This is a genomic window from Mesorhizobium sp. P171375 (assembly GCF_057786075.1).
The window spans coordinates 5,615,547-5,629,553 of record NZ_JBYNWF010000001.1; the positions used below are offsets into that span (position 1 = coordinate 5,615,547).

Here is a 14,007-nt window from a genome sequence, read left to right on the forward strand (position 1 = left end):
TTTTAACATTCCGCATCCAGGCCGCGATGTCAAAGCGGCATGGAGTGGGAACATGTTAGCGAATGTGCAACTTTGATAAGGGAGCGGTTCGCGTGATAACGACAGTCTTGGCGCAAATTTGCTACTGCCCAACGGATTCCTCAGGAATCTCGTTTCGTCGATTAAAGTGAAACAGTTACTCGAGCTTCGCCAATGCCAACGGTGGGGCCAACGTCCGGCCGAAGGATCAATATTCCTTCTCGTAGAAGATGCCGCCCTTGGCCTCGCCGCCATCGTTGGCCTCGCCGCGCAGCTTGACGCCGCGCCCGACATTGAGGTCGATCGTCGCCTTGCCCGATCCGGGCTTGTCGCCCTTCTGGATCGTCACATAGGTACGGTCGTTGAGGTATTTGCCCGCCGACACCGCGGTACCGCCCTGATCGTCGGTGGTTACGTCCAGATCGTCGACCCCGATTGCACTGCGCAGATTTTCGAGCAGCGAGGTCGAACCGCCGACGCCGGCCAGTTGTCCGGCGGCCTCGGCGAGCTGGGCGATCTGCAGCGGCGACAGGTTCGACATCGAGCGGCCGAAGATCAATTGCGCCAGCACCTCATCCTCGGGCAGTGCCGGCACCGAGGAGAAGGTGAATTTCGGGTTGGTCGCCTCGCCCGACACCACGATGGTGACGGTGGCGCTGGTCGTGGTCGATGTCGCGGTCAAATTGAGGTAGGGCACCAGCGAGCCGGAAAAGCCGACCGTGCCTTCGGTGAAGGTCAGCCGCTTGCCGAGGATCGACAGCCGCCCGCGCTGCAGAGTGAAGGTGCCGACCGCTTGCGGCGACGCCGCCGGCCCGGTCAGCCTCAGCGAACCGCCGAGCTCGGCGTCGACGCCCCTGCCCTGGATGAAGATCTGGTTCGGTGCGTTGACGGTGACGTCGAGGACGAGCCCGCTGCCGCCACCGCCGCTGGCAGTGGCCGGGCGCAAGGCCTTGTCCTGCGCCCGCACGCTGGCGGGCGCGTTCTTGTGCTTGACACCGAGTGCCGTCAGCGAGCCCGGCAGTTTCTCCGGAACGGTGATGACGGTCTTGGCGAGGTTGACGGTGCCCGAAATCACCGGCGCCGAGGTGAGCGGCCCCTTGATGGTGAGGTCGCCGCCGAGATTGGCGGTCACCACCCGCCCGTCGGTGTAGCGGCCGTCGACCAGCTTGATCGACAGGTCGGCCGGAAAACCTTGCGCCGGATTGATGCCGACCGTGCCGCTGGCCGACAGGCTGCCGCGCGTCGACAGGGTGCCGGTCAGGCGATTGATCCGGGCCACACCATTGCCGATCGAAACGTCGGCGGCGATGTCGTTGACGGCAAGGCCCGAGCGCGCGTCGACCAGGCGGACGCCGGACGTGCTGACCGTGCCGCCGATTACGGGCGACGTCGCCGGCCCGCGCACCTGGACATTGACGTTGGCCGTGCCGCTCAGCGACAGGCCTTGCGCGGCAAGCTTGGCGGCAAGGAAGGAAAACGGCACCTTGCCGTTGAAGTCGAGCACCAGCGCCGGCGTTCCCGCTGTGGTGACGCTGCCGCCACCCTTGAGGCCAAGCCCGGCGCCGTCGCTGATGTCGGCGTTGAAGGTGAGCTTCTTGCCGGCGAACGTTCCCGACGAAGAGATGTTCATGCCGCCAAGGCCGGCACTGCGGGTCTGCGACGTCTGCACCCCGCCGGCGTCGATGTCGAAGGCAACGGCCGGATTGGCCGGCGCGCCCGTCACCTTCACGGTCCCGGAGATCGACCCGGCGGCATCGAGGCCCGGCGAAAAACTGTTGGCCAGCGATGCCGGCACCTTGGCCAGCGCGGCATTGATGTCCAGCGCCTGCCCGACCTTGCCCGTCACCGTCGCCGTACCGCCGCCGAGATTGAGCACCAGCCTGTCCAATGTCGTCGTGCCATTGGCGATGCTGACGGTCGAGGCCTGCGCGATGGCGGCCTTGATGCCCTGCACCGTGGCTTGCCCCGAAGCGAGTTCGATGGTTGTGATGCCGCCAGCGACCTTCACCCGGCCCGCGGCTTTCGCCGGGATACCCTTGACGGTAGCGCCGCCGGAAAAGCCGGTCCAGTCGCCGTCGCGCTTCAGGTCGACATCGATGCCGCTGATAGCGGTGCCGCCGGAGATGACGCTGTCGGCGCGGATTTTGCCTGAGATGACCGGCGCGGCGAGATAGTTGGCGACCAGCGCATCGATCGACACCGTCTTTGCTTGCAAGTCGCCGCGCGTGATCGACGCCGTCGACGCCTTGACGGCGACGTTAGGGCCATCGTTGCTCTTGGTGAAGGCTATGGTGCCCCGCACGTCGCCTTCGGCCTTTTCCAGCGCCAGCGCTGCCAGCGGCCCGATGTCGGGCAGGTCGAGCGCGATGGTGCCGACCGGCACGAAAGCCTCGTCGAGCGCTAGGTCGCCGGAAATCCTGTTCTTGCCGAGCGACAACAGCAGGCCGTTGATGGCGCTCTTGCCGTCCGCCGTCGCCAGCACCGCGCTGCCTTGCAGCGCCTGTCCGGCGACATTGCCAGTCAGTTGCACATTGGCCGCCGGATTGGCGGCATCGGCCTTGCCGGTGGCGGTCAGCTTCAGCCCGGTGATTTCACGTTCCGCAACCAGCAGCCGGTCGCTGTTGACCGTCAGCGACAGGTCCGGCGCCATGACAGGCCCTTGCGCGTTGAGCGCAAAGCCAACCGCGCCCTTGGCATCCTTCGACAGCAGCGAGATGTCTGATAGAGCGCCCTTGATGTCGGCGCTGAGCTTGTTGTCGGCGAGGCTGGCCTGGCCGTCAGCGGTCAGCGCGCCCGATACCAGCTTGACCGGACTGGCGCTGACATTGCCTTGCGTATCGCGCTTGAGTGTAGCGCTGAGCTGCGTCCGCTCGGCCAGCACGCCGCGCGCCGCTGCCGGCAATGCCGCAGACAGGGCGTCAGCCTTGAGGTTGAGGTCGATGGCGCCGTCGGCCAGCGAGACGCGGCCGTTGAAGGCGCTTTCCAGCGCTGCGCCCTGCACCGAACCGCTGTCAATGGTGATGGCATCCGCCGCCAGGCTGCCGGCGACCTTGGCGGTGATCTTGCCGGCAATCAGCGGTGCGATGGTCGGATTGTCCAGACCGATCTTTTCCGCCGTCACCGTGCCCGAGATCGGACCGGTTCGGCTTTTTACATCGAACGCATCGGAATGCAGTGCCAGCACGATGCCTTCAACCTTGGTGAAATTCGTCGCCACCGACGGCAACACCGCCGAGATGTCGAGCTTGGCTTGGGCAGCCTGCCCCGCCGCCTTCACCGACAGCGCCTGCAATTCGAGCTTGATCGGGCTTTCCGCGCTGCCGAGCGTCAGCGGCAGGCTCGGACCAGACGAAGTCAGGTCGAGCGCAAAATCGCTGGCGCCGTTCGGGTTGATGGTCCCGGCCGCCTTGCCCGAGATTTTTTCGCCTGACAGCGTCGCCTGGTCCAACACCACGCCACCTGCCGTGGAATAACTGCCGGCCGCATCGAGATCGAGCGGCCCGAGCCCGGCCTGGCGGGTCTGGTTGGTCTCGGCACCAGCCAGCCTTGCATTAAAACGGATGTCCGGATTGGCCGACGCCCCGGTGATTTGCGCCGTGCCGTCCAGCGTGCCCGCGGCGTCGAGGCCAGGCGAAAAATCATTGGCGAGGGCTGCCGGCAAGGCGGAGAAAGTTGCCGCCAGATCGAGCGTCTGGCCTGCCGTGCCCGACAGCGTCACCGAGCCGCCGCCGAGATCGACCACCAGCCTTTGAATGTTGGTGATGCCATCGGCGATCGTCAGGCTCGACGGCTCGGTAATCGCCGCCTTGATGCCGTGCACCGTCGCTTCGCCGGATGCGATCTCGACGCTGGTCGTGCCGCCGGCGATCTTCGCCCGCCCGGCAGCCGTCGCCGGGATGCCTGATATGGTCGCGCCGCCGGTAAAATTGGTCCAGTCGCCGTCGCGCTTCAAGTCAACGCCGATGCCGCTGACGACGGTCGTTCCCGAGGTCACGCTGTCGGCCTTGATCGTGCCGGAGATCGCCGGGCTGTCGAGATAGTTGACAATCAGCGCACTGACGGTGATCGCCTTGGCCGCCACATCGCCGCGCGCAACCGACACGCTGGCCGCATTGATGGTGACGGTGGGCGCCTCGCCGTCCTTGGCGAAAACGACGGTGCCGCCGATGTCGCCGGCCACCGTCTGCCCGGCCAGCGAAGCCAGCGGCGCGATGTCGGGAGCGGATATCGTCAGCGTGCCCAGCGGCAGGAAATGATCGTCCAGCGCGAGATCGCCAGACACCTTGTTGTCGCGCAGGGCCACGCTGAGCCCGTTGATGGAGCGCTTGCCTTCGCTGGTCACCAGCGCCGCCTTGACGGCGAGCGGCTGCTCATCGACCGAGCCGGTCAGGGAGACTTGCGCCGCCGGGCTTGCGATGTCCGCCTTGCCCGAGGCGGTCAGCTTGATGTCTTTGACCGTCCGGCCCGACGCCGTCAGGCTGGCGCTGTCGGCCGAAACGCTGAAATCCGGTGCATTGCGCGCGCCGCTAGCCGTCAGCGCGAAATCGACGCCGCCGGCGACCGGCACGCCAACCAGCGGCGACAGCACCGAGACATCGCCGAGCTTGCCCTTGATGTCGGCCTGGATGTCGCTGCCTTGCGCGCTGGCGGTACCGCTGGCGCTGAGCGAACCGGAGGTCAGCTCGATCGAATTGGCGGCGAAGGACCCCTGCGGATCGCGGGTGGCGGTCGCCGCGAACTTGACCCGTTCGCCAAGCAGCGAACTGATCTGCGGCGGCAATGCCGTCGACACCGCATCGGCATTCATCTTCAGCGTCATGGCGAGGTCGGCCAGCGTCACCTTGGCCGTCAGCCCGGCATTGAGCGCATCGCTGCGCAGCGTGCCTTCATCGAGCGAGATTTCATCCTTGCTGATTGTGCCGGCCAGAGAGGCCGTCAGCTTGCCGGTGATCAGCGGCGCCAGCGTCGCCACGTCGGTCTTCAGGCCGGCTGCCGCCAGCGACACGCTGACCGGGCCGCTGCGGTTCTCAATGTCGAAGCCGTCGGAATGGATCCGCGCATCCAGATTGTTCACCTGAGAGCCGCCCGCCACCACCGAGACGAGTGAAGCGCCGGCGTCGATCATCGGGGCCTTGCCGTCGCCGAACGCGCGCGCCGTGACATTGTTTATGGCCACCATGATCGGTTGCGCCGGGGTGCCGACATTGACCGTGACAGGCTCGCCCTTGGAAGCGAGTTCGACCGAAAGGTCGCTGGCGCCCTTCGGGTCGACCATGCCTGAGGCGGTGCCGTGGACAGCGCCGCTCTCGATCGTGGCGCGCTCGATGTCGACGCCGCCGGCCGCGGTCGCGGTGCCGGCGAGGTCGAAACTGGTCTTGCCGGCAAACAGCGACTTGAACTGTTCCGGCAGAAACCCTTCGAACGAACCGTCGCCCTTGGCCTCGATCCGGTTGCCCTTGTCGGTCAGCTGATGACGGCCAGTAAGCTGGGTGACGATCTGGCCGTCGACCATGAAAGTGCCGACGCCGCTCCAGTTGGCCAGCGGCCCGGTGCCGGAGACAACGATGTTGACTGGCGGCGCGCCCGGCAGCTTGAGCAGATTGGCAATGATGCCGCCGGCCGGTTCGGATGCCTTGAGATCGAGGTCGAGCTTGTTGTCGGCGGGCGCGAAATGGATGTTGGCGTCGACATTGCCCTGCTTACCGTCATGGCGGGTGACATTGAGCACAGTCTCAACCGCAAGTGGCGATGCATCGACCTTGGCCGATCCCTTGGCCGCGAGTTCGGCAATACCGCTGCCGGCAAGTTGCTGGCCAAGCGCGATCTCCGGCAGATCGATCGCTCTGATATCGAGCGAAACCGGCAGGCCGGTCGACCCGCTCTTGGCAGGCTCCGTGCTCGCAACCGGCAGCCGCGCCAGTTCGATGCGCTCGGCAGCGATACGGTCGGCGCTGAAATTCTTCGACAGCAGCGCCAGCGGCGACCAGTCGACGGCCACTTTGCGCGCCACCAGCCATGCGCCCTCGCGGTCTTCCAGCACGACGTGGTCCACCGTCAGCGCGCCCGACCAGATGCCGTCAATGCCGCTGACGGTGACCTTGCTGTCCCCTGATGAAGCAATGTTCGAGATGATGCCGGCGAGGTTTTCGCGGCCACGCTCGGTCTTGGTCAGCACGACAAGCGCGCCGACGGCCGCCGCCAGCACGATCAGCAGCGTGTAGAAAAAGAGGCGAAGGATGCGTCTCAAAATCTTCATCGTCAGAAAGCCTGTCCGATGCCGGCATAGATGCCGAAACGCGGATCGCCACGGTCGCGGTTGAGCGGCAGGGCGGCGTCGATGCGCAGCGGCCCGAACGGCGTAATGTAGCGCAGGCCGACGCCGGCGCCGACCTTCATGTCGGAAAAGTCCGGCGTCGATTTGGTCGAGACGGTGCCGGCGTCGACGAAGGGCACGATGCCGATCGTGTCGGTGAGCGCGATGCGCATCTCGACCGATGTCTCGAAGAAGGAAAGCCCGCCGATCGGCTGATTGTCGATGTCCTTGGGACCGATGCCCTGATAGGCATAGCCGCGCACCGAACCGCCGCCGCCGGAATAGAAGCGCCGGTCGGCCGGAACATGTTCGAGGCTGGTGCCGACGATCGAACCCAGGACGACACGTTCGGCAAGCACGAACTTCGAAGCCGTGTCGAGCGACTGATAGGCCGACCCCTCGCCCTTCAGCTTGAGGAAGGCGGCGCCGCTCATAATGTCGTAGCTCGGCTCGGCATAGGCCAGCACCCTGAAGCCGCTGGTCGGGTTGAGGCGGTTGTCCCTGTTATCATAGACATATTGCAGCGGGATGCTGGCGATCAGGTATTTGTGCTTGCCGAAAGCGTCGGTGATCCTGGAATAGTCGAGCGCGATTTCAGCCGAAACCGTCTGCTTCTTGTCGATCTGATAGGACAGGCCGGTGCTGCCCTTGACCGAGAAATGGTCGTAGGCGTCGGGATGTTCGAGCACGGTCTTGACGCTGGCGATGAATTTTGAAGCCGGTCCGATCACGCCCGGCTTTTCGAACATGATGCCGGCATTGTAATTGAGTTCGCTGAGATCATTGCTGCCGATACCGCTGATCTTGCCGTCGATGCGCAGCTTTTCGGCCCGGCCGAACAGGTTGCGATGGCCCCAATAGCCTTCGAGGCCGAGCCCCTCGGTGTTGGAGAACGTGCCGCCAACGCCAAAATAGCGCGGCTTGCGCTCACTGACTTGGACGCCGATCGGGATGTTGCCGTCGGCGTCTAGCTGGTCTGCTTCCTTCAGCGTGACGCTGTTGAACACTTCCAGCCCGAGCAGCCTGTCGCGGGCATCGTCGATCTCGTCAGGAGAATATTGCCGGCCGCGTTTCAGCCCGGTCATGTATTCGGTGAACTCGCGGTCGACCTTCTCGGTTCCCTCGACGGTGGTGTCGCCATAGCCGGCTAGCGGCCCGGCGGCCACCGTCAGCGTCGCGTCGAGCGTCGAGGTGTTGTGCTCGGCCACGATCTGCCGGTCGGTGATCCGGGCCAGCGGCCGGCCCTCCTGCTTCAGCGCCCGCACGATCAGCGCCTCGGCCTTGAGCACGGCGCCCGAACCGGCATCGCCGCCGGCGATCAGGCCGAAATCGGCGCTCGCAAGCCCAGCGGCATCGCCTTCCAGCCGGATATTGCCGAGGGTGAATTTAGGCCCGCTGGCGATGCTGACCACCACCGGAATCGGCTGTGGGCCGGTAAATTCGGCGTCCGGCGGCAAATCGTCGAGCGCCTTGCCCTGGATGGTGATGGTGACGACGCCTTCATAGCGGGCATCCGAATAAAGCGCCGCGACCAGCTGCTCGCGGTCGCTGCGCGCCTTGGCCAAAAGGCCGAGCGAGCCGGAAACGGGGCGTTCCTCGTCGGCTTTCAGCGTCGATGCGTTTTCGAGCTTCTTGACCAGGTCCTTGTCGGCATCGGGCGCCTCGATGCTAACGGAATAGCGCAGCGGGTCGACAATATCGGCGTCCTCGTCGTTAGACGAACCCCACAATTTGATTCCGAAAATCTCGAAGGCCGCCGCCGACCCCGATTCGGCTGCGAGCACGGTCGAGCACGCCAACACCAGAATCAGCGCGCGCGAAAGCGCACGCCGTGGCGCGGTTCCTTTCGACATCTGCGCTTCACACGCCGGCATTAAGACAACCTAGGTTACAAAACTAAAATTGGAATGAAGTTTTGAAGCGCTCGTAAAGGGGCCACAATCCAATTGTCTGAAATAGGCAGGGCTTGGAATTCACACCTTCTGCGTTGCCGCAAGAAAGCGTGATCCCCTTCCCTGTGGATGAACTGTCGGCATACCGGTCAATTGCCGGTTTGGGAACCGTTGGCAGGCGGAAACCTGCCCGTCCTCGTGTTGACAAGCTTGACTGAAGCTTGAACAAGCCTTGGACGTCAGCAGTGTCTGGAGGGTGTTATGGCAATGCGCGCGGCTCGTGGTCTGTCTATCCTGATCCTTCTCTTTTTCGCCTGGGGAGCTGTCGCCCAAGCGGCCGAAGCCCGCCGGGTGGTGACCTCAAACAATTCCGACTATTTCGGTTTCGATCTCAGATCGGACCAGAATGTCAGCCTCGATCAGTGCAAGACCACATGCCTCGGCGACCCCGCCTGCCGCGCCTTCACCTACAACAACAAGGCCAAATGGTGCTTCCTCAAGTCCGATTACAACCAGTTGAAACCCTTCAGCGGCGCTATCGCGGGCAAGGTCGTCAATGTCGATAGTGACCCCGATATCGGCGCCCCGCCGGAACTTGCCTTCTTTCCCAACTGGATGGCCGATCAGGCCCAGCAGTACCGCAACAAGCTGACCGATCCGGCCTATGACAAGCCGACCGAGGGTCTGGAAGCGCTCCGCGCCGCGGCCGAACAGGCCGCACTGACCGGCGACCATGCCCAGGCCATGAACAAATACGAGGCTGCCGTTTCGGTCCTGCCCGATGACGCCCAGCTGTGGCTCGGCCTGGCCCGCGAAACGCTTGCCCAGCAGCCGGCTAATGGCAGCTCGGGAGCTTATAATTTGCCGGTCAAGGGTACGTCGGCAGCCTTCAACGCCTACAAATTGCTGCGCACCACCAAGACCCGCGCCGAGGTGCTGGCACTGATGGGTAACGGCCTCGACCGCCGCGATCTCTACCGTCCGGCCCTGCAAGCCTATGAAGCCAGCCTCGCGCTGGTCAGTTCGCCGGCCGTCAAGGCCGAATATGAGGACCTCAAGGCCCGCAAGGGCTTCCGCGTCATCGATCACTCCATCGATGCCGACACCAGCGCGCCGCGCATTTGCGCGCAGTTTTCCGAGGAGCTGGTCAAGACCGGCGTCGATTACGCCCAGTTCGTTACCGTCGACAACCAGCCGCCCAAGGGCGTCGAAGCCAAGGACAAGCAGATCTGCGTCGAAGGCCTGGAGCATGGCCAGCATTACGAAGTGACCTTCCGCGCCGGCCTGCCGGCGGCGATCGGCGAAGTCACCGCCGCCCCTGTCGTGCTGTCGATCTATGTCCAGGACCGCGCACCGTCCGCCCGCTTCACCGGCGACAGCTTCGTACTGCCGGCCGGCGCCCGTCGCGGCATCCCGGTCGTCACCGTCAACATGACCGCCGCGCAGATGAAGCTTTATCGCATCGGCGATCGTTCGCTGGCGCAGCTTCTGTCCGGCTACCAGTTCCTGAAGCAGCTCGACGGCTACGACATCTCCAGCATTTCCGACCAGATGGGCGAGCCGGTCTGGCAGGGCCAGCTCGACATCGCCAACGACCTCAACAAGGACGTCACGACCTCGTTCCCGGTCGACGAGGCCTTGCCGCAGCGCAAGCCCGGCGTCTACGTGCTGACCGCGCAGCCGGTCAACGCGAATGGCGACGACGACGATTACAATTCGCTTGCCACGCAGTGGTTCGTCGTCTCCGACATCGGCCTGTCGACCTATACCGGCCAGGACGGGTTGAATGTCTTCACCCGCTCGCTCGGCACCGCCAAGCCGATTGCCGGCGCGGAACTGACGCTGCTGGCCAGGAACAATGAAATCCTCGGCACTGCGACGTCGGATGCCGAAGGCCATGCCGTCTTCAACCCCGGCCTGACGCGCGGCGACGGCGGCATGGTGCCGGCCGTGCTGATGGCCAAGCAGGGGGACAACGACTTCGTCTTCCTTGACATGGGCCGCGCCGGCTTCGATCTTTCCGATCGCGGCGTCTCCGGACGTGCCGCACCTGGTGCGCTCGATGTCTATGCCTGGACCGAACGCGGCATCTACCGCGCCGGCGAGGACGTGCATGTCGCAGCCCTTGCCCGCGACGGCGCCTCCAAGGCGGTCGAGAACCTGCCGCTGACCTTCATCTTCACCCGTCCCGACGGCGTCGAAAACCGCCGCATTGTCGCCGACGGCGTCTCGGCCGGCGGCTATGCCGTCGACCTGCCGCTTGAAGCCAACGCCATGCGCGGCACCTGGACGGTGTCGATCTACACCGATCCCAAGCAGGCCGCCGTCTCCAGCCAGATGTTCCTGGTCGAAGACTTCGTGCCGGATCGCATCGAGTTCGACATGACGTCCGACAAGCAGGAGATCGCACAGGGCGAAACCGCCAACATCGACATTGACGGCCGCTTCCTCTATGGCGCGCCGGCTGCTGGCCTCGCGCTCGAAGGCGAACTAACGCTGTCGACGGCGCGCGATTGGGACCGTTTCGCCGGCTATTCGTTCGGCCTCGCCGACGAACAGTCGGCCGAGCCTTCGGTCACCCCTTTCACCGGTCTTCCCGTGGTCGGCGATGACGGCAAGGCGACCTTCCCGGTCACGGTCGACCAGTTGCCCGCCACTACCAAGCTGGTCGACGCCAAGGTCACGGTGCGCATGCGCGAAACCGGCGGCCGTGCCATTGAGCGCTCGCTCAACATCGGCATTCGCCCGCAAGGCCACATGATCGGCATCCGTCCGGATTTCGAGGACAATGAAGTGCCGCAGGGCGGCACCGCCAAATTCAGCCTGATTGCGGTCGATCCCGACGGCAAACGCGAAACGCTGAAAGGCGCGCAGTGGTCGCTGGTCAAGGTCGAACGCAACTACCAGTGGTACCGCAACAACAACTCCTGGAACTACGAGCCGGTGACCTTCACCAAGTCGATCGCCAATGGCCAGGTCGATCTCAGCGCCGATGCCGAGGCGACCGTGACGATGCCGGTCGACTGGGGCCAGTACCGGCTTGAGATCGAGACCGCCGATCCCGAGGGCCCGGCGACCAGCTATGAGTTCGACGCCGGCTGGTATGTCTCCTCGACCTCCACCGAAACCCCCGACGGGCTCGAAATCGCCCTCGACAAGGACAGCTACGCCGCCGGCGAAGTGGCCAAGCTGAAAGTATCGCCGCATTTTGCCGGCGAACTGCTGGTCACCATCGGCGCCGACAAGCTGCTCAAGACCGTCACGGCAACCGTTCCGGCCGGCGGCAGCACCGTCGACATCCCGGTCGGCGACGACTGGGGCGCCGGCGCCTACATCACCGCAACCCTGTTCCGGCCGGGCGATGCGCAGGAGACGCGCATGCCGGCGCGCGCCATCGGCGTGAAATGGCTGACGGTCGATCCGGGCTCGAAGAAGCTCGCCGTCACCTTGACGCCGCCCGACAAGACCATGCCGCGCCAGCAGCTGTCGATCCCCGTTTCGGTGGCTGGCGTTGCACCGGGCAGCAATGCCTACGTCACGGTCGCGGCCGTCGATGTCGGCATTTTGAACCTCACCAACTACAAGGCGCCGGATCCGGAGGACTGGTATTTCGGCCAGCGCATGCTGGGCCTTGAAGTCAGAGACATCTATGGCCGCCTGATCGACGGGTCGCTCGGCACCACCGGCAAGCTCAGGACCGGCGGTGACGGCGCCTCGATGCAGCCGCAAGGCAGCCCGCCGACCGAAAAGCTGGTCGCCTTCTTCTCCGGCGTCGTCCAGCTCGACGCCGACGGTAAGGCAAGGATCGACTTCGACATCCCGCAGTTCAACGGCACCGTGCGCGTCATGGCTATCGCCTGGACCAAGGATGCGGTCGGCCATGCTTCGACCGACGTCATTGTCCGCGATCCGGTGGTGATCACCGCCGGCTTGCCGCGCTTCCTGGCGCCGGGCGATGCCGCTGTCATGCGGCTCGACGTTGCCGAAATGGACGGCCCGGAAGGTGACTATGCCCTGTCGATCGACACCACAGGCGACCTCTCGACCGGCGACAAGCCGTTGCCTGAAAAGCTGACGCTGGCCAAGGGCAAGCGCCAGACGCTGACCGTGCCGCTGATTGCACAGACGGCGGGCAATGCCTCGATCACCATCAAACTCGCCCATGGCGACGGCACCTCGGTGGAACAGACGCTCTATGTGCCGGTGCGCCCGGCGCAATTGCCTGTCACCACCCGTCTGGTCGTCGACCTCAAGGGCAATGGCGGTTCGCTGCGCGTTGACAAGGAACTGCTCGCGGCAAGCCTGCTTGACGGCGCCTCGATCAGCGTCGGCGTTTCGCAGGCAGCCGCTTTCGACGTGCCATCGCTGCTGATGACGCTCGACCGCTACCCCTACGGTTGCGCCGAGCAGACCACCAGCCGCGCCATGCCGCTGCTCTACGTCAACGACGTCGCATCAAGCATCGGCATGCAAAGCGATCCTGACCTGCACGACCGTGTCCAGGCCGCCATCTACAAGGTGCTGAGCTACCAGGCTTCGGCCGGCAGCTTCGGCCTGTGGGGTCCGGGCTCCGGCGATCTGTGGCTCGACTCCTATGTCACCGACTTCCTGACCCGGGCGCGCGAGCAGAACTACGACGTGCCGGCCCTGGCGATGAGCCAGGCGCTGAGCAACCTGCAGAACTCGGTCGGCTACGACCAGGACGTCCAGGACCGCGGCAGCGAGATCGCCTACGCGCTCTACGTTCTGGCCCGCAACAAGAAGGCCTCGGTGGGCGATCTGCGCTACTACGCCGACACCAAGCTCGAAGCCTTCTCGAGCCCCATGGCCGTCGCCCAGTTGGCGGCGAGCCTGGCGCTCTACGGCGACGCGCAACGTTCGGAAGCGACCTTCCAGACGGCGCTGCAGCTGGCCAAGTCGACCACCGACTACGACTACTACCGGTCCGACTATGGCTCGCGGCTGCGTGACGGCACCGCGATCCTGGCGCTCGCCGCCGAATCGAAGCCGGTGCCGACCATTGTGCCGGAGCTGATCAAGCTGGTGGCAAGGGAACGCGCCGATGCCCGCTGGACCAGCACGCAAGACGAGTCCTGGATGCTGCTGGCGGCTCGTGCGCTGAAGTCGGGCAACGATTCGATCAAGCTGTCGGTCAACGGCGCGCCGCATGCCGGTGGTTACTCCACCCAGCTCAGCGGCAGCGATATCGCCGACAGCCCGCTGACCATCGCCAACACCGGGTCGACGCCGCTGCAGGCGGTTGTCACCACGGTCGCCTCGCCGGTCCAGCCTCTGCCGGCCGGCGGTGACGGCTTCACAATCGACCGCACCTACTACAAGCTTGATGGCACCGAGGCCAACGTCACCGAGGCGACGCAGAACGAACGCTACGTGGTCGTGCTCAAGGTCTACGAGCAGAACCGCTGGCCGTCGCGCCTGCTGATCACCGACCTGTTGCCGGCCGGCTTCGAGATCGACAATCCGGGCCTTGTTTCCAGCGCCCAATTGTCGAACTTCACCTGGCTGGCGCAGACCGATGCCGCCCATCTCGAATTCCGCGACGACCGTTTCGTCGCGGCATTCAACCCCAATGACGGCGACGGCGACCGCAACATCATGCTGGCCTATGTCGTGCGTGCGGTGACGCCGGGCACCTATGCCCATCCGGCAGCCACGGTGGAGGACATGTACCGGCCGCAATACTCGGCCCGCACCGCCACCGGCATGATGGAGATCAAGGCGCCGTAAGGCGCCTGATAGACGTAGCGATGGCGCTGCCCCTCA

3 protein-coding genes are annotated in these 14,007 nt (G+C 64.9%); 1 reads left to right on the plus strand and 2 read right to left on the minus strand.

Features of this window, described 5'->3' with window-relative positions; translation table 11 throughout:
- Window positions 1-226 precede the first annotated feature (226 nt).
- A complete protein-coding gene (locus ACYHH6_RS27470; protein ID WP_352583783.1) occupies window positions 227-6,274 on the minus strand; it encodes a translocation/assembly module TamB domain-containing protein in 6,048 nt (2,015 codons plus the stop codon).
- 2 nt (window positions 6,275-6,276) lie between these two features.
- Window positions 6,277-8,205 carry an autotransporter assembly complex protein TamA gene (locus ACYHH6_RS27475; protein WP_352583781.1) on the minus strand — a complete coding sequence of 643 codons (1,929 nt, stop codon included), beginning with the start codon at window positions 8,203-8,205 and terminating at the stop codon, window positions 6,277-6,279.
- Between the two features lie 279 nt (window positions 8,206-8,484).
- On the opposite strand from ACYHH6_RS27475, the gene ACYHH6_RS27480 reads away from it, so the two are divergent.
- On the plus strand, window positions 8,485-13,971 hold the full coding sequence (locus tag ACYHH6_RS27480; RefSeq protein WP_352583779.1) for an alpha-2-macroglobulin family protein: 5,487 nt from the start codon (window positions 8,485-8,487) through the stop codon (window positions 13,969-13,971).
- Window positions 13,972-14,007 lie beyond the last annotated feature (36 nt).